Source organism: Acetobacter persici, from assembly GCF_018256955.1.
GTDB classification, from domain to species: domain Bacteria; phylum Pseudomonadota; class Alphaproteobacteria; order Acetobacterales; family Acetobacteraceae; genus Acetobacter; species Acetobacter persici.
In genome coordinates this window covers 186,038-208,105 of sequence record NZ_JAERKU010000005.1, presented here as the reverse complement: position 1 = coordinate 208,105, position 22,068 = coordinate 186,038, and the positions used below count along the sequence as shown (strand labels likewise).

General features: G+C 54.1%; 18 protein-coding genes and 1 tRNA gene. 9 read left to right on the top strand and 10 right to left on the bottom strand.

The window, feature by feature from the left end; all coding sequences use genetic code 11:
- Positions 1-81: 81 nt before the first annotated feature.
- The 5 genes from JK199_RS08415 to JK199_RS08395 all read right to left on the bottom strand — a co-directional run bounded on the left by JK199_RS08415 (position 82) and on the right by JK199_RS08395 (position 6,462).
- Positions 82-2,526: a TonB-dependent receptor gene (locus JK199_RS08415; protein WP_212375167.1), complete on the bottom strand. Its 2,445-nt coding sequence runs from the start codon at positions 2,524-2,526 to the stop codon at positions 82-84.
- 386 nt (positions 2,527-2,912) lie between these two features.
- Complete coding sequence (locus JK199_RS08410; protein ID WP_212375165.1) at positions 2,913-4,250, bottom strand: glycoside hydrolase family 1 protein; 1,338 nt, start codon at positions 4,248-4,250, stop codon at positions 2,913-2,915.
- Positions 4,251-5,198: a PDR/VanB family oxidoreductase gene (locus JK199_RS08405; RefSeq protein WP_212375163.1), complete on the bottom strand. Its 948-nt coding sequence runs from the start codon at positions 5,196-5,198 to the stop codon at positions 4,251-4,253. It lies immediately after the preceding gene.
- The gene (locus JK199_RS08400; RefSeq protein ID WP_212375161.1) at positions 5,191-6,207 is read right to left on the bottom strand and encodes an aromatic ring-hydroxylating oxygenase subunit alpha; all 1,017 of its coding nucleotides are present in this window, start codon (positions 6,205-6,207) and stop codon (positions 5,191-5,193) included. The genes JK199_RS08405 and JK199_RS08400 overlap by 8 nt, the downstream gene beginning before the upstream one ends.
- A gap of 27 nt (positions 6,208-6,234) precedes the next feature.
- The gene (locus JK199_RS08395) at positions 6,235-6,462 is read right to left on the bottom strand and encodes a recombinase-like helix-turn-helix domain-containing protein (protein ID WP_212375159.1); all 228 of its coding nucleotides are present in this window, start codon (positions 6,460-6,462) and stop codon (positions 6,235-6,237) included.
- Between the two features lie 173 nt (positions 6,463-6,635).
- On the opposite strand from JK199_RS08395, the gene JK199_RS08390 reads away from it, so the two are divergent.
- Complete coding sequence (locus tag JK199_RS08390) at positions 6,636-7,457, top strand: IclR family transcriptional regulator (protein ID WP_212375157.1); 822 nt, start codon at positions 6,636-6,638, stop codon at positions 7,455-7,457.
- 7 nt (positions 7,458-7,464) lie between these two features.
- On the opposite strand, the gene JK199_RS08385 is transcribed toward JK199_RS08390, so the two are convergent.
- Positions 7,465-8,286, bottom strand: coding sequence for an alpha/beta fold hydrolase (locus JK199_RS08385; protein WP_212375154.1), 822 nt, complete (start codon positions 8,284-8,286; stop codon positions 7,465-7,467).
- A complete protein-coding gene (locus JK199_RS08380) occupies positions 8,283-9,236 on the bottom strand; it encodes a cupin domain-containing protein (RefSeq protein WP_212375152.1) in 954 nt (317 codons plus the stop codon). Before JK199_RS08380 ends, JK199_RS08385 begins: the two co-directional genes overlap by 4 nt.
- Before the next feature lie 77 nt (positions 9,237-9,313).
- Here JK199_RS08380 and JK199_RS08375 point away from each other — a divergent pair, with 77 nt between their 5' ends.
- Positions 9,314-10,396: a VOC family protein gene (locus JK199_RS08375; protein ID WP_212375150.1), complete on the top strand. Its 1,083-nt coding sequence runs from the start codon at positions 9,314-9,316 to the stop codon at positions 10,394-10,396.
- A 207-nt stretch (positions 10,397-10,603) separates the two neighbouring features.
- Here the strand turns inward: JK199_RS08375 and JK199_RS08370 are convergent, their stop codons facing one another.
- A complete protein-coding gene (locus JK199_RS08370; RefSeq protein WP_212375148.1) occupies positions 10,604-11,860 on the bottom strand; it encodes an MFS transporter in 1,257 nt (418 codons plus the stop codon).
- A gap of 127 nt (positions 11,861-11,987) precedes the next feature.
- Between JK199_RS08370 and JK199_RS08365 the strand changes: the two genes are divergently transcribed.
- The 6 genes from JK199_RS08365 to JK199_RS08340 are packed head-to-tail and all read left to right on the top strand — an operon-like array spanning position 11,988 to position 18,519.
- The gene (locus tag JK199_RS08365; RefSeq protein ID WP_244985005.1) at positions 11,988-12,815 is read left to right on the top strand and encodes an SDR family oxidoreductase; all 828 of its coding nucleotides are present in this window, start codon (positions 11,988-11,990) and stop codon (positions 12,813-12,815) included.
- A gap of 23 nt (positions 12,816-12,838) precedes the next feature.
- Positions 12,839-13,663 (top strand): IclR family transcriptional regulator, encoded by an 825-nt coding sequence (locus JK199_RS08360; RefSeq protein ID WP_212375145.1) that lies wholly within the window; start codon positions 12,839-12,841, stop codon positions 13,661-13,663.
- Positions 13,664-13,672: 9 nt separating this feature from the next.
- Positions 13,673-14,455: an SDR family oxidoreductase gene (locus JK199_RS08355; protein ID WP_212375143.1), complete on the top strand. Its 783-nt coding sequence runs from the start codon at positions 13,673-13,675 to the stop codon at positions 14,453-14,455.
- A gap of 13 nt (positions 14,456-14,468) precedes the next feature.
- Positions 14,469-16,175, top strand: a complete 1,707-nt coding sequence (locus JK199_RS08350) for a thiamine pyrophosphate-binding protein (protein ID WP_244985004.1) — start codon at positions 14,469-14,471, stop codon at positions 16,173-16,175.
- Positions 16,172-16,972: an aspartate dehydrogenase gene (locus tag JK199_RS08345; RefSeq protein WP_212375140.1), complete on the top strand. Its 801-nt coding sequence runs from the start codon at positions 16,172-16,174 to the stop codon at positions 16,970-16,972. The genes JK199_RS08350 and JK199_RS08345 overlap by 4 nt, the downstream gene beginning before the upstream one ends.
- 14 nt (positions 16,973-16,986) lie before the next feature.
- Positions 16,987-18,519, top strand: coding sequence for an aldehyde dehydrogenase (locus JK199_RS08340; RefSeq protein ID WP_244985003.1), 1,533 nt, complete (start codon positions 16,987-16,989; stop codon positions 18,517-18,519).
- A 454-nt stretch (positions 18,520-18,973) separates the two neighbouring features.
- Here JK199_RS08340 and JK199_RS08335 read toward each other — a convergent pair.
- Positions 18,974-19,049: transfer RNA gene (locus JK199_RS08335), tRNA-Glu, on the bottom strand.
- Between the two features lie 310 nt (positions 19,050-19,359).
- On the opposite strand from JK199_RS08335, the gene JK199_RS08330 reads away from it, so the two are divergent.
- Complete coding sequence (locus JK199_RS08330; RefSeq protein ID WP_244985002.1) at positions 19,360-19,785, top strand: hypothetical protein; 426 nt, start codon at positions 19,360-19,362, stop codon at positions 19,783-19,785.
- A 53-nt stretch (positions 19,786-19,838) separates the two neighbouring features.
- Here JK199_RS08330 and JK199_RS08325 read toward each other — a convergent pair whose 3' ends face one another.
- Entirely contained in the window at positions 19,839-21,974 is a 2,136-nt protein-coding gene (locus JK199_RS08325; RefSeq protein WP_212375138.1) for a M3 family metallopeptidase, read from the bottom strand.
- Positions 21,975-22,068: the final 94 nt, after the last annotated feature.

Here is a 22,068-nt window from a genome sequence, read left to right as displayed (position 1 = left end):
AAGAACCGTCAATCAAATCGCCAAAAGCCTGAAATCACGAGCCAGCCCCATCAACCAACAGTTCTTCGATCCCTCCAGGTGTCAGAAACCGACGCTAAATGTTCCAATAAATGCTCGCCCGGCACCAAGATAGTAGGTGGGTGCAGATCCGGCAATCATTGTACCGTGAATACCCCGTGTCGCGTGGGCTGTTCCGGTTACCGAGTTGCTGCCGCTCAGATAGGTGGAACCTGCCAGATTCTGGATATTGAGCCGCAGTTCAGGCTGTTTGAGGTGGAGCCCGGAGTGAAAGCGGTATCCAATAGCAAGATCGACGTTGGTATGGGCAGGAAGAGATTCATCGTCCATAAAAGTTGAGTACTGACTATCAATATATTTTATATTGACGTTTCCAAAAAGAGATCCATCATCATAGTTCAGGCCCATTGATGCGCTCCATTTCGGAGCCCGAACTGCTATTTTCCCTGCTGTTGGCAGATAGTCGTTTCCAAAACGCAGATTGTTGTCTGTCGTAACATGGAGATATTCGCCTGACACATAGGGACGGAAATGATGCCAAGGGCGCGTGCCAATTTCAACATCGACACCACGGCCTGTCTCGCCGCCGGCATTGATGAAGGTGTTGACCGAACCGCCATTGATGATAGCTGCCGTGGAAATCTGTCTATTTGTAAAATTATAGTTGAAAAAAGATGCTGTGGCCATAATCTGTTTACCGGTATATCGATAACCGATTTCTTCCGATATCGAGAACTCGTTCTTCTGCTGATTATTGCCGGCGATCAGCAGGTTGCCTGTTGCTCCATTATAACTGTTGAACATTGAGTTCGCGGTGGGCATACGAAAAGCGGTATTCCCACTGAGGAAGATCTGATGTTCAGGCGTAAACTGGTAGCGGAAACCGACCTGAGGCGTCACCTGAAAAGCATTCTGGCCGACATTGGACTGTGGGCCGGGAATATAATTGTATCCTGGTCTGTGAATCCAGACAAATTTTACGCCAGCTTCTGCCAGAAGCTTGTCATTAAAGGCATTAATTTCATCACCGAGATAAAGGCCGTGCGTGTAGGTCTCAGTCAGCCAGTTGGTTGATTTGTATTCCGTACCATCTTTCAGATGGGCATTCGTGCTATAACTACCCAGCAGGGAGAGCGGAGAACCACTGGCGCTCACGCCGCCATAAGTGGTCTCGTAGGTCTGTCGTGTATAGTCGAACCAGTAGCCCGCTTTTACCGTATTGATCCCATGTTTCCACGAGGCTACTGCGTTGATACCAGGATGTTCGATATCAAAAGTCGTAGGTACATTAACGATGGTTGAGGCTCCATGAGAGGGCAGCCCGGACATGTCGAGTGTCACAGGGGTGTTACCGTAGAATGCAGCGCCGGAATTGGGCAGTGTGGCGCCGTAGGCGAACCCACCCCAGGAATGATAGAGATAAGGGGTCACATTGATTTTAAGGGTATTGTTCAGAAGACTGAGGTCTGTCGGTGCGCTGACAATCAGTGTCCCGGCATCTTCGCCATGGAGTTTGTAGTAGGTTGGGTTTGTTCCGGTAAACTGGTTGCTGTAGTTGTAATTGTTTCCATAAGTCCTGTATTGTGACATGGTCGGTGTCGTCAGCATATCAAGTCGGTAGTCGGTGTAGGCAACCACAAGCTTTGTCGTGCCGACCTCTTCCCAGTCTTTTTGCAGTTTGAAGTCGATGTGATCCCGACGGTAAGGCGACGCTGGTCCACGCCAGTTTTTTCCGAGAAGGTGCGAGTATCCGACATAAAATTTCACACCGGAATTGCCCAGTAAGCCGCTGTCGATTCGAACTGATTGTCTGTATGTGTCGTAAGAGCCGAATGTAGCGTTGATCTGGCCACCGAATTTGTCTGCCGGATTGCGGAGTGTCATTCTCGTAAGCCCGCCAGCCGCTCCGATCATAGGTGCTGTCAGGTCAACAGTTGTCGGTTGGAGACTTTCAGAATCGACATTGTCACCATCTGGATACTGAGACGGAATGGTCACATAGGTTCCGACATTGTTGAGGGGCGCTCCTTCCATAAGAAAACCGATTTCGTCGCCGTTGAGGCCACGGACAATGAAGTTTCCGGACTGCATGTTGTACGGGTCGGACATCGCAACATTCGTACCGGGAACCATGCGCAGAAGTTCATAAGATGAGGACGCTGGCGACTGGGCAGCAATAAAGTCGCGTGTAACGGTACTGATCGCAACCGTAGCCGTCTGTTTTTTCATAAGACCACCACCGACATCCCGGCCAGTAACGCCACTTGGTGTGTGATGAATCTGTGTGTTCACGACGATATTTTCCCCTTCTGCCGCCTGCACGGATGTTTTACGCGGACGAGATGGATGCGTTACGGCACCCTGAGATCGGGGTTTTCCTGTCGCTCGGACATGGCGGTGTTTTTCCGAAGGCGCCGCATGGCCCGTTTTCGGGACGGCGACGGAGGTTCCCGTCAGGATGAGAGACATGCCCGTTGTCAGGGACAACAGCGAGCGGCGTAGCGGCATGCGGAATGTCATCATCGCCTCATCAGATCAATGTGAGATACGGAATGTCCATATATGGAACAGGTGTCCATAACAGGATAGATAAGCGCATAATATTCTGTCAACGAAATGTTGTTAACAGAAAACGAATTATGCTTTCTTTTGCGTGAATTTTCTTGCCCCAGATGATATCTCAGGGAGAAAGTGTCTCTCAAAAATAGAAAACGTAAGTTATTTTAATCTAATTACTGAATTTACTGATGTTGTTTCTCGGTCTCTGTATCTCGAAAGACACAGAGGGTAATTGAGAGTGAAATGGTTTCGGTATCAGGACTGAAGCAATATGAATAAAAATGTGCGATCAGAATGGAGTCGAAATATTATTTTCTAAACCATCCCAGATAATATCATAGTTGCCAGATCATTGATTTTTTTGGACACAAATTTCTGAGCAAAAAGGCGGATGGCTTTGGCGTCCGTTTTTTGGTTTTCGGATCCACTGAGATCAAGCCCATCAGGGGCCTGTAACCGGCAGCCCATTCGAAACTATCCAAAAAAGACCAGTGATAATAGCCGCGAATATCGATTCCATCTGCAACGGCTCTCTCAAGGGAGGTTATTGCACGGCGGATATAATCCTGTCGTTCGGAATCGTTATCTGTTGCGACACCATTTTCGGTCACAATGACTGGACGTTGGGAGACGGATGCGGCATAGCGGCAGGCTCCTTCGACACATTCCGGATAAAACTCCCATCCCATCGTTGTGGAATGAGAGCCCGCTGGTGGCGGCACTGTACCGTGTGGCCCTGTCAGGCTACGTGTATAGACCTGCACACCGATAAAATCGCCTTTTTCCCGACAGGCATATAACCACGCATCGTAAATTTCAGCGCGTTTGTGGTCGCGCGCCGCAGGGTCTCCAATGGCCTGATCGTCCGTCATTGCAAGTGTCAGACCAAGAGGATATTGCCCGGGACCGCTCCTGATTACATCATAGGCCCGCCTCCACGCAGAGATCATCGCCGCTTCCACCCGTTGCGGATCTCCTGAGAGATAGTAACTGAAGGTCGGGGAGTGGCAAGCTCTGGCAGCCTGCGCAAGCATTGTGGTCTTTGCACGGTCGCTCAAGGGGTTTGCATGAAGAATCAGTTTGTGCAGATTTGGCTCATTGAAAACGGACGCCACACTGATGAGATGTCCGAATGACCGCGAGGAAAGCTCGCAGTAGCGTAGAAAATGATCAGCAGCATCTGGAGATTCCCAGCCGCCACTTGCTGCGAACCAGCGGGGACAGGCGAAGTGGCTGTAGGTGACGCAGGGAGCGAGATTGTTCTCATGACAGGCGCGCAGCATATCCTGGTAGTGCGCGATAGCCTCATGGGAGATGGTGCCCTGCTCCGGTTCTATGCGTGACCATTCAATAGAAAATCGGAAAGAGTTCAGGCCGAGTGAGGCGGCAAGGGCGATGTCCTGACGGTAGCATGCGTAAAAGTCATCTGCGCTGCCGCTATGTTCCTTGAAAATAGTTCCATTTACCTGTTCCAGAAGCCAGATATCGGCATTCGTGCTGTTGCCTTCTGTCTGGTAGCCAGACGTAGCTGCTCCCCAGAGGAAAGGAAGTGTCAGGCTTGCGGAATGGTGTTCTGCGTGAGCAAGGGAGGCAGAAGCCAGTAGGTTGCATGTTGTGCCGGACAGAAAGCCCCTGCGCGATAACGCTTTTGTTCTCTGCCTGTGTCGGGTCATTTACAGATCTAGAACAAGCCTGCCAGATCGGCAGCGCGATACGCAGATCATCATGGTCCTGTTGCTTTCTTTCTCACTTTTGCTCAGAACGCTGTCCCGGTGTTCCGGAATGCCGGATAGGACGCGGATCTCGCAACTCCCGCAAATCCCTTCTCGACAGGAAAGGGCTACAGGAATTCCGGCTTTTTCTAATACGTCGCCGATGCTTTCATCAGGAGGAATTTTGAAACTCTTGTGAGATTTCGCACACTCGACCTCGAAGCCTGCTTTCTTATCCGATTTAGCAACAGGTGCCGCGGCAAAGCGTTCCAGATGCACGCGTTCTTCCGGAAGATTTGTCGTTGCCGATTCAAAAGCGGCGAGCATGGGTGCGGGCCCACAGCAGTAAAAATCTGCGTTCGGGTGTGCGGTTATAATCGATGCAATGTCGAGAGGTGTCCCGGATTCGCTGTCGATATGATAGACATGCTCGCTGCTCATGGCGTCGATCTCTTTGGAGAAAGCGAGACGGGCATGGTCGCGTACAGCGTAATAAAGTAAGGGCTTATGCCCGAGCGTACGTAGCCGGTGCATCATCGACATCATGGGAGTGATGCCGATGCCGCCGGCGATTAAAACATAATCCTGAGCATTTTCGTTCAGTGCAAAATTGTTGCGCGGTTTGCTGATCTCGAACTCGGTGCCAATGCGCAGTATTTCGTGAATATAACGCGATCCGCCACGGCTGGCGGCATCTCTGGCAACGCCAACCACATAGCGTTCGGTCTCTGCAGGATCATTGCTCAGTGAATAGCTGCGAACAATTCCATTGGCGAGATGGAGGTCGATATGGCTCCCCGCCGTAAAGCGGGGCAGGGGAGCGTTATCCGGTGCGCGGAGTTCCAGGGAGACGATGTCTTTTGCCTCCCATTTCAAAACACAGGCGCGAACACGAAGAAGGTCAGCCATGGGCAGTGGTCTCAAGCTGCTGTTCGGCCTTCTGCTTCAGATATCGCCGCAGACGGACGAGACCAGCATCATGCTGATAGAGAATTTCTCTCTGGTTTGCCCCGGGCTCGTAATCTTCAATTAGAACACGGTCTTGTTCGAGAACGTGCCAGTGCCGCTTTTCCAGCCGGTTGCGATAAAGGAAACGCCACGCATCGCGCTGCCACCCCGAGACCTTGCGTAGACGCCAGAAGAAAACGGCGCTCCAGCCGTCCTGCATGGGAGAGACGCTGCCCAGAATCATGAAGTTTCCTCCAGGACCACCAGTTTTCGGATAGGGGATTTCAAGCTTGAGCCACATGGAGCCGATATCCATAAACTCGGTCCAATCGAAATTGATGTCGCGCTGACCTTCTTTTTCGAAAACAAACCCGGTGTCGGTCTCGACAATCTGGAAATTGGCGACAGCTTCACCTTCAGACATGGAGTGGGAATGATGATGCAGGAACGTGCCATGCATCGGGTCCATAACATTGTCGATCACATAACGATAATCGCCGCCCCATTCTGTATAGCACAGAAAATGACTGTATTCCGGATCTTCCAGTTCCGCTGGAACACGCAATGAGGTTGGCTCTGTGTCTTTCGTTTCTCCAACGAATAGAAATACCGCCCCACCACGCTCTTCCAGAGGGAAAGATCGGGTGGCTTTCATACCTTCCAGACGGCAGCCCGGGCTACCTGGAACCTTCACGGCGACGCCATGGGCGTCGACCTGAACGCCATGGTATGGACAGGCGATCCTGTCGCCAAGGGGAGTGCCCTGTGAGAGAGGGGCGCCGCGATGTGGGCAGTGATCTTCCAGCGCATAGGCGCGGCCGGTATGGTCGCGCCAGAGCGCGATCCGGAAACCGCAGCGATAGATGGAAACCGGGGTCGCCTTGACCTGATTAGACGGCAGCACGGCATACCACTGGTTGCGCAGACCGGTGCGCAGGCGGGTTTCAAGAGCTTCAGCGGAGAGGGTCATGACGGATTCCTGTTCCTGAAAGATATGTCAGGCGCCGAGCCGGGCCAGTTCATCAGCAAGAGAATGTTCAGTCCAGTTTCTGCCATCGGGTGCCGGAATATCCCGCTCGATCATGACAGGAATAATCTCCGCGAGTGTTGTTGCACCCCTGGCGAAGGCGGCTTCCAGAGCGTCGCCAAGCATGTTTTCATACGGATCAGGCTCGTGCGTGCGCGTCTGCCAAGTTTCATTGTAGGGAACAAAAGGTTTTTTCATCGCGAAATTCTCCTGAACAAATTCGTTGTGTGGAGCAAAACGCCCTTTTGACCATATATGGTCTTCGTGGCCAATATAGGACATTATTACGATGTCGGAAGGTAAAAAGCAAGTGCAGTTTGCCTCTCCTGTGTCATTGTCAGTCTATTCCTCAAGCGGAATCCCTGTGTAAAATGGGCACCATGATTCATGACGACAATGGCGGGATGCCGACCGACACATCTGATGAGGACCGCTATATCGTTCCCGGCCTGATTCGGGGGCTGGCGATCCTTGAAGGATTTTCCGCGGACAATCCGGAACAGAGCCTTGCCGGAATTACCCGTGACACTGGTCTGCCGCGTGCAACTGTGTTCCGGCTCCTGCACACGCTGGAAGCTGCGGGATATCTGCAACGCAACGCTGCTCGTCGAACGTTCCGGCTTGGGAACCGTGTATTGCGTCTGGGCTATAATGCTCTGTCTGACCGCAATCTGGCTGAAATCGCTACACCAGTTCTTGAACGACTTCGTGATCAGACTGGGTGTACCACGCATCTTGTGGTGCGGGAGGGTATAGACGTTGTCTATGTTGTGCGTTGTCAGGGGGCCACGCCGGAAAACAGCCTGATTGGCGTTGGGACGAGGCTCCCGGCCCACGCTACTGTCATCGGGCGCACCCTGCTGGCCCACATGCCGATGGCAGATGTGGTGCGGCTTTATGATGGGTATCACTTTCCTACCTATACCGATGCGACGCCCACTGACCTTGGAACTCTTGTCGCCCAGCTGGAAGCCGATCGGCCACAACGCAGTCTGGCGAGTTGGGGCTATTTCGAACCCAATGTCGCAAGTATCGCCGCGCCCGTCCGCAACCGTGCCGGTATTGCAGAGGCTGCCGTCAACGCCATCTGCTCTCTGGATGCGTATGACAGGGCCGTGCTGGAGGATGTGGTGCGCGTGCAGGTGGAAGCCGCTGCGGCTGAAATTTCGGCTGCGCTGGGCTATCAGGCCTAAGGGAGATTCAGGTCGAGAGTGCATTGGTCAGTGCGGCCTGAAATTGTTCCGGTGCCTGTAAGTAGGACGCGTGGCCAGCACCTTCAATGACATGAAGTCTGGCCCGCGGAAAAATAGATGCCAGTTCGCGAACTTTCTTAAGCGGAATAATGACATCTTCTTCCGCGCCTATCAGGTGGAGTGGGCCGTTCCAGTGTGCCAGATCGGCGGTGAGGTTTCCGCAGGCCAGAAGATGCACTGCGTCACGATAACCGGCGACTGAAACGCGGCCCATTGCAGCCACGGCGTCGGCAAGTATTTCCGGGGGGGCGCCTGATGCTAGCGTGCGTGGCGCACGGCGCACGGCCATTCCGGCCGGGCCAAGATGGCTGATGTCGTCGATGCGGGCCTGCATGGCCGGAAGTAGTGACTCTCCTGCCTTCTGCCCATAACCGCGCGCCGGGCTGGAAAGTACAAGAGTGCTGACGCGTTCGGGGCGGGTAATGGCAAATCGAGTGGCGGTGAGTGCCCCCAGTGAATGTCCCACCAGTACACAGCGGCTGATGCCGAGCGCGTCTAGCCCTTCGGCCAGCCGTGTAGCCCAGACGTCAGGATCGCCTGGCAGGGCATTGTCCGCCAGAGGCGTGCTACCCGCATAGCCCGGTGCATTCCACGCCAGAACATGTCTGTGCGGCGCAAAGGCGTCGATCTGCTTCTGCCACAGCAAGGCATCTGATCCGATTCCATGCAGAAGAACAAGGGCAGGCGCATCCTGATCGCCTGCCTCGATCCAGCTCAGCACGTCTTCCGGGCCATCCGCTCGGCGGGTGGTACACGTTCTGCTGCTCATTTCGCGGCAGGCTGGTAGTCCGGATCGCCTGCGAGAGGCGAGCCAATGGCGACAAAAACCGTGGCCGCATTGACATCGTCATTCCGGAAATAACGTGCTTTTCCGGCGGGGGAAACAAACACGTCTTTCGGGCCGATCTGACGTTCGATTGTTTTTCCGTCTTCCTCCCAGCCGACAGTAATGTGCCCGTCGAGAACAAGCCACGCCTCCTCACAGTCTCGCGTATAGGGCCTCACTCCCACACCCGGCGGGATCAGGAACATTTCCTTTCGCGCTGTGGATGGGGGGGCTGCTCCGTCACCAACATAAATCTTTTTGCCGAATCCGGCAGCGGTCCACGTTGTGGGTTGCTCGTCATAACGGACGACATAATGTGCCATCATGCGCTGCAGGGGGTGTTGTCCTTCCGGATCAATCTTCAGGACTTGCCCATCCCGTGCGCCAAAAGAGGCGGCCAGATCCGCGTCCACATCCTTGGGGTGATAGAGATAACGGGGCGGCAGCGGTTTGCCGACGCCAACCATGACCGACATGGTGACCGGCGTGACCCCCGCATTACGAAAACCGTGAGGAATATCACGGGCGTTCAGAATCATGTCTTTCGATCCGAGTGGCGCTTCAACTACTACGCCATCTTCTTCCCATCCCACGGTGAGGACGCCGTCGATCACCAGAAAGGCTTCCTCAATCTCATGTGCGTGACATGCGGCGTATTTGCCGGGATGCTTGTAGAGCAGGCTCAGTGTAAAATGTTCGGGTTTGAGGGTTTCAGTGTCGTTGACTTTCGGTGAGCCCCCTGAGCCGATAAACCGCATCTGGGCTCGTTCAAGATCAGCGAAGCCGCGATTAGAGGGGAAGGCGTCCCAGTCAAAGGTTTTTTCGGCAAACCTGAGGACATGGCGACAGAAATCACGGTTGAGGGAAGGTAGATTTTTGGTGAGCCCTGACATGGGAAAGCTCCTGATGAATGACGTGCTGTATAGTCGTTTTGCCGCACATCTATCTTGCTTCGGAATGATTATTTCATATGACAAACATTCTAAGTGATTCAAGTGAAAATATCTCTGTAATCAAGATTATTTTCCTAGTAAGTAGAAAATGTGAACAAAATCAGGATAAAAATACTCTTTTTGTTTTATATATGAAACATGAAAGGATGATTATGGCTCTTTGTGGTATCGATGCGGTGATCTTCGGTGTGCAGGATATGGAGGCTGCTCTGCGTTTCGTGCGTGACTGGGGGCTCCATGAAAAATCCGTTATGTCAGATCAGATTATTTTCGAAACGCGTGATGGGTGTGAGGTCATCGTGAAACCGGTGGATGCACCAGATCTTCCTGCCGCGATCGAAAGGGGCAACACCGTGCGGGAAGTCGTGTGGGGCGCGCAGGATCAGGCTGCGCTGGATGACACACTTGCACGTCTGGGAGACGCCGTTTCGATTGGTGCTGATGGTCTGGCGCGTGCAACTGACCCGAATGGGCTGTCTCTAGTGTTCCGGGTAACGCAACGACAACTCGTGACAGGAAAACCGACAATGCCGAATGCTCCCGGTGCGTATCATCGCATTGACACACGGGGGCCGGTCATTACGCAGGCAAATCCGATCCAGATCGGTCACATCGTGTTATTCGGAGCTGATTTCGCAGCTATGCGGGCATTCTATACCGAACGGCTCGGCTTTGTGGTGAGTGATGAATATCCAGGTCATGGCTGCTTCATGCGCTGTCAGGTAAAAGGAGGGCATCATAATCTTTTTGTCCTGAACCGTCCCGGCAAGGCAGGGATCAACCATGTTGCATTTACCCTGAATGACATCCATGAAGTCGTTGGAGGTGGGCTCGCCATGAGCCGTAAAGGCTGGAAGACCGAGATCGGTCCGGGTCGGCATCCTATTTCATCAGCCTATTTCTGGTATTTTGAAAATCCTCTGGCAGCACCTCTGGAATATTATGCGGATGAGGATTACTGCACTGAAGCGTGGGAAGCGCGTGTCTGGGAGCGTCGGCCGGAAAATTTTGCCGAATGGGCTGTCGCCGGTGGTATAGATGGTGAGACACGCCGCCAGAAAATAGGCGGCCAGGATAGCAGTCGTGGCCACAAAAAATAAGTCATATTAAAGCTTTCTGACGTTGACTTTCCTGTGGTGTGGCTGTTCTGATTTCTTACTGAAATAGTGCAACAGGGTGACTGAGTTTTAGCCACGTTCTCGTCTGTTTTGCTATAGGGGAAAGGGCCTGATGGAGAGTATCAGGCTCTTATTTGACATAGTCACGACGACACGTCAGTCTTTCGTGTCGTCGTGCTTTTATACGTTTCAGGAGCCGCTCGGAACGGCTCGGCCGGTCCGATAGCGAACAAACAGCATGACCAGTCCCGCCAACAGGTAGGGTGTCAGAAACATTATCAGTGCCCCGCGTATATTTGCAGAGAAATTATCTCCCATCGCAACGACAAAAATGTATCCGGAAACTGATGCGCCAAGATAATAAACGGTGAGCAGCATCCCGATTGCAAGAGATGCCCGCGCTGCTGGGGCCTGTTCGCGCGAAAGTGCATAACAGTTTCCGTAAACGCCACCAACACCAGTGCCGTAGATCAGCGAAAGTACGATGGCGCTGACAGGATGCAGGGGCCAGAGAAACAGAACTGCGCCGGAAATACCTGTGAGAACGGATAGAATACCGATTCCCGTGCGACGGTCGCTACGGTCCAGAAGAAGGCCGATGGGAATGCCGCCGAGAACATTGCCGATTCCGAAGCAGCCAAATGCAAATGATGCTTGTTCCGGAGACAGGTGCTGCCCGACCCGCGCATAGGTTTGAAACAGAGACATATAAGCGTAGCAGCATAGACCGTTTACAACCGCCAGCGAGTAGGTAGCGAGGAGTCCTGGTGCGAAAAGCCACGACCAGTTTGGTGCCGGAGCGATGCCCGTATGCTCGGTCTGCAATTTCCGTGGAACAAGAAAGAGCAGGCAGAAACCAGCCATGACTCCGAATAGCCCCATAACCTTGAATGGAAAACGCCAGTCACCGCCGCCAAAATGCTGAAGGAAGAGAACAGCGCGTGGTCCGACGAACATGCTGAGGCCAAAAATTGTCGTGGCTCCTCCGATCGCTGTCCCGCGCCAGCGGGGGAAGAGAGCTACGATGAACATGAATAGAGCAATGCTGAAGATGGATTCTCCAGCACCTGTCGTAAGACGTCCAACAAGAAGAACGGGAATATTTCCTGCGATTCCTGAAATCAGAGTGCCAGTCGAAAATAGCAGGGTGCTGAATCCAAGGGCGCGGCGCAGACCGAGACGCGAAACCAGAAAACCGGCGGGTAGAGACAGAACGGCAATGCCGAGCGTAAAAATACTCGCCATCAGTCCCGCTGTTCGTTGGTCAAGGTCGAGTGCTTTTCGCAAATCGACCAGTTCGACTGGCATCACGAGACGATCCCAGCCATAAAAAACATAGGTTGCTGCTATCAATGCAATGACAGGGATCAGCGCGCCGGTTTTTGTAAAATTGGCGTCCGTTTTATGAAAAATCCCGTCTCCAGATTCAGAATCAGTGCTCGGCATGATGCCTTAATCCTTAATAATTACGGATACGGTCCGATATTGCGATCAATGCCCGATACGATGGCACTGTCAACGTACAGATCATTTGACACAACCGAAACGATTTAGTAAACCAAATAAGGATCATATGACCATATATGACCATTCTGCTTTTAAAGGCCAAGATCGCCTGGCGAAAGGAAACAGCTTCATGCTCGCCGCACCATTTAGTCTTGCCGGTCGTCGCATCGTGATTACCGGCGGTGCGCGTGGACTGGGAGAAGCTATTGCCGAAGCCTGTGCAGCAGCAGGCTCCGAACTCTGGCTCGCCGATATCCTTGAAGAAGCAGGTCGGCAGACCGCCGATCGGATTTCTGAAAAATATGGTGTGCCTGTCTATTTTTCTTGCGTTGATCTGGCCGGTCCTGACTCGATTGAGGCATTCGCCGGGGTGGTTAAGGAAAAATGGGAAAACGTCGACGGGCTGGTGAATAACGGCGCCATTGCAACGAATGTTGGGGGCAAAAATTTTGAGGATGTTGATATCGCGCTGTGGGACCGGGTTCAGGCAGTGAACGTACGGGGTACCTGGTTGATGACGCGTGCGCTTAGTCCGCTGTTCTCGGCGCATGGGCGGATTGTCAATATTGCTTCCGATACTGCGCTGTGGGGTGCACCACGCCTGCTGGCTTATACTGCCAGCAAGGGTGCAGTCATTGCCATGACACGCTCGTTGGCACGTGAGCTTGGTCCAAGAGGAATCGGTATTAGCGCTGTTGCCCCTGGTATCGTGCGGACAGAAGCCACAGAGTATGTTCCAAGGGAACGTCACAATCTTTATGAAAATGGCAGAGCTGTCCCTGGTCCGCAAAATCCGGAAGATATTGTCGGCGTTGTCGCCTTCCTGTTGAGTGAGCCTGCTTTGTCATTGACCGGTCAGGTTCTACCGGTCAATGCGGGTTTTGTTTTCACCTGATTATAGCGGAAGGTCAGATCAACATGTCCGGTTCAGAAAGCAACAGTGACGAAAGCAGTTACACCTCCCCCCCTGTCCAGCGTGCGGCTAAACTACTTAGATACATCGGAGAAGGGGGCTCTCTGGTAAATATCAGGGCGGCTGCCGCCACGTTGGGGATCAGTCGGACTACACTCTTGCGCCTTTTACATACGCTGGAGATCGAACGTTTTATTGAACGTGTGCGTGAGGGTGAATACCGCATCGGCATTGGTCTTGTCAGTCTGGTTGGAGAAAGTGCTTCCGGGCAGGATCTCGTGCGTATCGCTCTGCCAGTTGTTACCAAATTGGCTGAAAAAACGGGCCTTTCTGCTCATCTCGGCGTGCTTGATGGTCGGGAAGCTGTATATCTTGCGCGTCGTGTTCCTAATGTGCCACTCGCCAGTAATATCTCGGTTGGCTCACGTGTAGGCGCACATGCCACGACCCTCGGACGGGCTATTCTCGTATGGATGGACCCTGAAGAAGTCAGAAAGCTCTATGAAGATCGTCCTCTCGGGCAATACACGGATCGTACACCCTCTTCGTGGGCTGCATTGGAGGAAACGCTACGTAAGGAGCGAAAGCTCGGTTATTCAGAGAGCGACGGGTTGTATTCGGATGGCGTCAGCTCCTTTGCTGCTCCGATTTTTGACAAGACTGATCGTGTAATCGCGTCCGTCAATGTAACGGGGCCAACAGTATTTTTTGAAATGACTGATGGACGGCGTGCCAAAATTGTCAGTGCTGTTCTCGATGCTGCGAAAGAAATCTCGTTACGTCTCGGATGGCGTGAAAACGCCTCCGGAAAATTGCACGCCACTTCATAGGAGAATGACATGGATATTGGCCTGCGAGGGAAAGTTGCCGTTGTTACCGGTGGAAGTTCAGGAATAGGCCTTGCGACAGCTCGTGAACTTCTTGATGAAGGCATGGCGGTTGCAATCTGTGGCCGTGATCCTGCGCGTCTTGAAGATGCTCGGGTTTCCCTTGCAGAACATGGAGACGTGCTGGCCCGACAGTGTGATATTCTGGATAAGACGGCTGTCCTGGCGTTTCGGGATGCTGTTCTTGCATGGCGTGGTTCATGTGATCTCCTTGTGAATAACGCCGGACAGGGCCGCGTATCGACATTCTCGGATACAACGGATGATGCCTGGCGCGAGGAACTGAATCTAAAATTTTTTAGTCAAATAAATACAATACGTGCCTTTGAAGAGATGCTGAGAGCCTCAGATCAGGGTGCGATTGTTGCGGTGAATTCCCTGCTGGCTTACCAGCCAGAGCCGCATATGGTCTGCACATCAGCAGCGCGTGCTGGTGTGCAGAACCTCCTGAAGTCCCTGGCCGGGGAGTTTGCCCCTGTCATTCGGGTCAACTCGGTTGTCGTTGGTCTGATCGAATCAGGTCAGTGGGACCGTCGATTTGCTGCACGTGAAGACAAATTGACTGGTCGTGATGAGTGGTTTTCTGACTTAGCCCAGAAAAAGCATATTCCCATGGCGCGACTGGGTCTTCCGACGGAAGTTGCCCGTGCAATCGCTTTTCTCGGATCTCCGGCAGCGTCCTTCACAACGGGTGCCCAGATCGAAGTATCCGGCGGTCTTTCCCGCCATATTTGACGGAATTTGAAGCATGATTCATGACACGAAACAGGATGCACGCGAGCCTGGAACTCCGGTATCGAAAATAATGCCGGTCGGTGACCTTGTTGCCACATGGCTTGCCGAAATTGGTGTAAAGGTCGTTTTCGGCGTGATCTCCATTCATAACATGCCAATGCTTGATGCTATTGCGCGGCATGGGCGTATTCGCTTCGTGCCGGCCCGAGGTGAGGCTGGAGCCATGAATATGGCTGATGCCTATGCCCGTACTACGGGTGGTCTTGGTGTCGTGTTCACCAGTACCGGAACAGCGGCTGGGAATGCAGCAGGAAGTCAGGTCGAGGCATTGACGGCCTGCTCTCCCATACTTCACATCACGACCCAGATTGACCGTCCTTTTGTTGATCGTGATCGTGCGCCAATTCACGATGTGCCACGTCAGCCCGAAATGTTGCGCGGCGTTTCCAAGACCGTGCTGCGTGCCTGGTCGGCGGCTTCTGTCATAACCACGCTTGCCGCAGGCGCTTCGGCCGCTCTGAGTGCGCCATCGGGGCCTGTCTCGGTTGAAATTCCGATCGACGTGCAGAGAGAAGAGGCAAAAGTGCCTCTGGTCTGGCCCAAACCTCGTAAGGTTGGTGTCTCACCGGATAAGGCAGCGGTGGACTGCCTTGCAGAACTGCTTTGCAAAGCTCGGCGTCCTGTATTCTGGTTTGGTGGAGGTGCCCGGGCGTCTCAGGCTCAGGCTTCCGAGTTGTTGAAGCGTGGTATTGCTACGGTCACCAGTACGAACGGGCGTGCCACCGTTCCTGAAAATGCTTCAGGATCTCTTGGTGCTTTTAATATGATACCGGAAGCGCAGGAGTTTTACGAATCATCTGACCTTATGGTGGTTGTGGGGTCACGTCTCAGGGGTAATGAGACACGCAATAATGAAATGCGACTTGGACGCACTCTTGTCCAGATAGATGCCGATGCCAGTCAGGGTGCGCGCAATTATCCTGTCGATCTTTTTATCCACGGAGATGCGTCCGAAACACTCTCTCTTCTACTCGAAAAACTTCCAGAGCGTCTTGATGTAGATAAGGCACTTTCTACCGATGCAGGGAAGGTTCGGGAGAGAGGGGAGGAAAACCTTCGCGCCGCTCTAGGCCCCTATGCCGTGGTTGCTGACACACTCAGGAACTATGTATTCGACCGCAAGCTGGCTTTCGTCCGGGACGTGACCATTTCCAATTCGACATTCGGTAATCGCTATGTGAGCCTTGCTGCTCCGAATCTTGGTGTACATGCCCTTGGGGGTGGTATCGGTCAAGGTATTGCCATGGCTATCGGTGCAGCCCTTTCGGGGGCCGCTCCCCGAACTGTCTGTCTCGTGGGTGACGGCGGAGCCATGTTATATATTGGCGAGCTGGCAACTGCGGTTGAGGAAAAAGCCGGTATTGTCTTTGTTCTTATGAATGATCAGGGTTACGGTGTTATCAGGAATATTCAGGACGCGCAGTATGGCGGGCGGCACTGTTATACTCTGTCCACAATTCCTGATTTTGCTCAGATCGCAGGGGCAGTTGGTCTTCCGCATCGCCGTATTTCCGATATTGCCTTGTTTCATGATGAATTTGTTGCTGCACTCGACGTACAGGGGCCTGTTCTTCTTGAGGTGGATATGACGGCAATCGGTCCTTTTGCAAAGAGCTTTGCCGGGCCACCGGCGGGCGCGGCTGGAAAACCGGTAACATGATCGTAAAAGATTTACATCTTGGCCTGATCGGTTGCGGCGCGATGGCCGCTACTGTAGGTGCAGCGCTGACTGCTGCCGGTATTCGCATCAGCCGTCTTTCTGTTCTGGTGCGTCCCGGACGGGAGGCTGTTGCACATACAGCCTTGGCAGAATGGAATATTAGCGGCGCTCTCCGGACCGTTGTCACAACGCCCGAAGAACTGATTGCCTGTATGCCTGATATTGTTGGGGAGTGTGCTTCTCAGGATGCTGTTGCATCTTGCGTACCGCCTCTGCTTGCCGCTGGGATCGAGACAGTGATTGCCTCTGTCGGTGCACTGGCCAACCCAGACGTCTTTGCCGTAATCGCAAAGGCTGGCCCAGGGAAACTCCATGTTGCGTCTGGTGCGGTCGCTGGCATGGATGGGCTTGAGGCGGCCCGGCTTTCCGGTCTTTCCGAGGTTATCTACACCGGACGTAAGCCGCCATCGTCCTGGCCCGGTGGCGGAACTGATTATTCTATTATTTTCGAAGGGAGCGCACGGCAGGCAGCGCTAAAATTTCCAAAAAATGCCAATGTCGCTGCTGCTGTAGCCTTGGCCGGGCTCGGTTTTGATCGGACACAGGTTCGTCTGATTGCTGATCCGGCATGTGCTAACAATATTCATGAGATTTCGTTTGTCGCTGGTTGCGCTCGGGGCGCTTTCCGCATGGAAGGCCTGCCCTCTCCGAGTAATGCGAAAACCTCGCTGACCGCAGGATATAGTGTCGCGAACGCTGTTCTGAACGCCGTAAGTCCCGCGCTTCAGGCCGTATAAAAGGATAGAGTGTGATGTCTACGCAAGAGTCCGTAACGGGTTTTACGACAGCCGATCTGCCAGACGGTCATATCTTCGTGGCAGGTGCTTTCCGGGAAGGACGCGGGGCTGAAATCGAATCTCGTTTTCCTGCTGATAATAGCTTGAACAGAGTCATGCGCGAGGCGGGGCCGGAAGATCTTGCTGAGGCCATGGTTGCCGCACAGAAAGCTGCGGCCAATCCAGGGTGGCGTGATCTTTTGCCGCATCGTCGGGCTGATTATCTTTACAGAATTGGTCAGGGGATTGCAGAGAATGCAAACAGGATTTCTTATATTCAAAGCCGTGATACCGGAAAAACGCTTCGTGAGACTTATGCGCTGGCAATGAGCGCAGCGGGCACGTTTCGTTATTTTGCAGCGGCTTTGGAGACGATGGAAGAATCGATCACGCCATCGCGCGGACCGTGGATGACTTTTTCACGTTATGAGCCGATTGGTGTTGTCGCCGCGATTACGCCATGGAACTCACCCATTGCAAGTGACGCGCAGAAGGTTGCTCCGGCACTTGCAGCGGGTAATGCGGTAGTTCTGAAGCCAGCGACCTGGAGCCCGCTTGTTGGTCTGGAGTTTGCCCGTATTGTCTCGGAAGCTGGCTTGCCACCGGGGCTGCTCTCCGTTCTGCCTGGGGGCGGACAGACCATCGGAGACGGTCTGGTCAGTCATCCTGCGACAGGTCGGATTTCGTTTACAGGTGGCACGAAAGTTGGTCATGCCATTGCGGAGAAAGCTGCGCAGCGTCTTGTGCCTGTCTCGCTCGAACTTGGTGGAAAGTCTCCCACCATCGTCTTTCCCGATGCTGATATGGATCAGGCTCTCGCAGGTATTCTTTACGGGATGTTCTCTTCTTCTGGTCAGTCCTGTATTGCTGGCTCAAGATTGTTCATCCATCGTTCCATTTATAAGAGCTTTCTTGAGCGTTTGGTGGCGGCGACAAAAGAGCTGAGGGTGGGCCATCCTTTCGATCCTAATACGCAGGTTGGCCCTTTGATCCACCCGGCTCATGTCACAAGTGTTGCCCGGTGGGTAGATGTGGCTCGCTCGGAAGGTGGGCGCATTTTGACCGGTGGTGCGCGGCCGGTCGGTGATGCCTATAAAGAGGGATACTATTATCTGCCAACAGTTATAGACGGGGTGGATAATAAGGCGACCATTTGCCAGGAAGAGGTGTTTGGACCGGTTCTGGTTGCAATGTCATTCGATACTGAAGACGACGTTATTCGCATGTCTAACGACAACCAGTATGGCCTTGCGTGCGGTATCTGGTCACAGGATATCGGGCGTGCCATGGCAATCGGGAAAGCGATTACTGCCGGTACTGTCTGGATCAACACCTATAAACAGTTCTCTATTTCAACGCCCTTCGGCGCGGATAAGGAAAGCGGTATTGGGCGGGAGAAAGGACTGGAAGGTCTCCGGGCTTATATGCGCCAGAAATCGTATTATCTTGGTGATCCCGGCGTGTATCTGCCTTGGGCTCTGCCGGCAATGAAAGACAGAGAGGTGTAATGAAAGGGCGACGTTTGCGATCATTCTTCCGCGTCTGCATCTCTTCGCGCACATAACGTTCGACCAGTTCGCGGACAGTCTGACGTTCCAGCGGTCGCGTGTCCTCAAACTGTCCGAGTTCCAGTTTGGCGGACGTCGCGTCCAGCCAGCGCCGGGCCAGTTTGGCCGAGCCGAAGGTTTGATGGATCCGCTCTCCGCCTGCGATACGCTTGCGGGCCCGATACTGGTCCTTGCCGCGATATTCAACTCCGGCGGGGAGTGGACGGCCTGTCGCAGGATCAATTTTAGCAGAAGTGATTCGATCTTTCATGGTGAGCCTCACTTGGGCCCAGCATAGCCTTTTCATGGGCCCATTGGGACCATGTGCTTATCGTCTTTTTTTGGCGATGGGCCCGAGGTGGGCCCAAAAGCAGTCAATCATTCCGCGACCAAAACTCTAAGTCATTGGAAAGATTGGTGTCCCGTACGGGATTCGAACCCGTGTTGCCGCCGTGAAAGGGCAGTGTCCTAGGCCTCTAGACGAACGGGACAAGAGGCTGCGTTGGGCCTTGATCTAGAGGGGTTTTCAGGGAGCGTCAAGGAAGTTTTTTGGTTTTTTTGATTTTTTTTATGAGGGCGGATATCGCACCGCAAAAAAGCCAGAGAACGTGTCGCTTTTTGGCTCAGTGGGGTGTTGACTAACGTAGGATAAGCCGGGATCTGCGCTGGTCGCTGGTCGCTGGTCGCTGGTCGCTGGTCGCTGGTCGCTGGTCGCTGGGGATAGGGGTAGATCGGTGTGGTGTGCCGGTGCGGGACTCGCTTTGTAGCGGATATGAGCCTCTAACTGGGGAAGAGGGCTGCATGCAGCAGTGTGAACGCAGAGAACGTGCTGGGCGTGGGTGGTTGGCTATTATGCGCCTTCTGGTGTGCGTTCTCTCTGGCTGGGGCTGCGCTGGGGCCAGTAGCGTGCAGGCTGCGCCGGGAGAGGCTTCTGCGACGCACAGGGCGGTGCCTGATCACATTGCCCGGTGTGACCTTACGGCAGGGCGTCCGGCTTTTTGTGGAGAGCCCTATAGCGGGCAGGCGGTGCTGCCGGAGGATGGGGAGTATCATCTGTGCGATGTGACCCTCGGCTCGGCACGGTTTTGTGCCGGGCTTTACACAGGGCGCGCGGTTATCCGGCAGGGTGGGGGAGGTTATGCGCGGTGTGACCTGACACTGGGGCACGTCACGTTTTGCGAAGGGCCTTATACAGGAACGGCGATTATCCCGCAGAGCGCAGAATAACCGCCGTTTGTCACAGCCCGCCCGGTGCGTGAAGGCACCAGATGAACGGCATGTTAGTTCTTGGAGCCGTTCAGACCACGGAACGTCAGCATCGGGCCAATATCCGGGTCCTTGCCATAAAAAGCATGGAACATCGGGCCGTAATCCTGCGTATGACCGCGGGAGAGGATCATGTCACGGAAGCGTTCGCCATTCTTGCGTGTCAGGCCGCCGTTTTTCTCGAACCATGCGAACGTGTCATCATCCAGCATTTCCGTCCACAGATAGGCGTAGTAGCCCGCTGAATAGCCATTGGACCAGATGTGCAGGAAGTAGCTGGAGCGGTAGCGGGGCGGCACCAGATCGGTCTCCAGCCCCATTTTGCCCAGAGCGGATTTTTCAAAGACATCTACATCCTGCTTTGGCGCATCGGCTCCAAGGCTGTGCCAGTCCATGTCGAGTTCCGCCGCACTGACGACTTCACCTAGGCGATACCCCTGATTAAAGGTGGCGGCTTTTTTCAGCAGCGCCACCAGACTGGCGGGCATGGGCGCGCCGGTTTTGTAGTGGCGGGCATAGTGGGCCAGCACCGTGGCGTTCAGCGCCCAGTGTTCGTTAAACTGTGAGGGAAATTCCACAAAGTCCCGTGCCACGGAGGTGCCGGAGATAATCGGGTAGGTCTGCTTGGCAAACAGACCATGCAGGGCATGCCCGAATTCGTGGAACATGGTGGTCACATCATCAAAGCTGATCAGTGCCGGTTCGCCCTGTGCCGGTTTGGTGAAGTTGCCGACGTTATACACAACCGGCTTGGTGCCCAGCAGAGCAGACTGCCCCACAAAGTTGGACATCCATGCGCCGCCGTTCTTGTTGTCCCGCTGGAAGTAATCGAAATAGATCAGGCCGAGTTCGGACCCGTCCTTATCAAACACTTCAAACACCATGACATCCGGGTTGTAGGTCGGGATATCCGTCCGGCGCTTGAAGGTGATGCCATACAGGCGGTTGGCCGCAAAAAATACGCCATCCTGCAGAACCGTGTTCAGCTCGAAATACGGTTTGACCTGATTTTCATCAAAGTTCAGACGGGCCTTGCGCACCTGCCCGGCATAGTAGGACCAGTCCCACGGCTTGAGCTGGAAGGACGCGCCGCTTTTGGTGATAGTGGCCTGAATGTCAGCCGCTTCACGCTTCTGTTCCGCGGCAAGAGCCGGGACGATCTGCGCAATAAAGCTGTGGACGGCTTCCGGCGTTTTAGCCATCTGGTCCGCCAGCACATAAGCTGCATAGTTCTTGTAGCCAAACAGGGCGGCTTTCTGGGCGCGGAGCTGGGCGATGGTGGCAATGGTGTCACGCGTATCGCCATCACCGCCTTTTTCAACGCGGGTCCAGGACTGTTCAAACAGGGCCTGACGGGTTTCACGGTCCGTCAGGCTTTCCAGAGCGGGCTGCTGCGTGGTGTTCTGCAACGGCAGAAGCCATTTGCCGTCAAGCTTGCGCTCTTTGGCGGCGGTCAGGGCTGCCGTGATGGCGGCATCATCCAGTCCGGCCAGCTTTGCTTTATCTGAGACAATAAGGGCAGAGGCTTTGGTGCCAGCCAGCAGCTTCTGCTGGAATACGGTTTCCAGCTTTGACAGGCGGGTGTTGAGGTCCCGCAGTTTTGCCTTGTCACCATCAGACAGTTGCGCACCGGCCTGCACGAAGTTCTGATAATAGACATCCAGAGCCTGCTTCTGCTCTGCGTTCAGCCCCAGTGTGGCTTTGCGGGCGTGCAGGTACTGTACGCGTGCGAAGAGCTTCGGGTTGAGGAAAATGCTGTCCTGATGCGCGGACAGTTTCGGCCCCACCACTTCCTGCACCTTATCCAGAACCGGATTGGTGTTGGCGGAGTAGACACCGCTGAAGGTTTCCAGCGTGCGATCCAGCAGGCGGCCTGAACGCTCCATGGCGGCAATGGTGTTCTCGAATGTCGCCGGTTCTGAACTGTTGGCGATTCGGTCCATTTCCTCGGCCTGTTCGGCCATGCCCTGCTCCAGCGCGGGCTGGTAGTCTGTATCCTTGATCAGATCAAAGCGGGGGGCGTGATAGGGCAGAGTGCTTTCTGCGGCAAACGGGTTGGAGGCCGCCAGCGTTGCGGCGGTGGCAACAGCACTCCAGCCTGCCAGACAGGTGGCGGCTGTTGCGGCGTAAAGCCAGGGACGACGGGTCATTCAAACTCTCCTTAAAAGCCCCGCAACGCGCCAGAGGCCTGCCGCGCAAAAGGGTAGGGTCTTCACGGTTAGGAGGGGGGAGACGGGCGAGTCA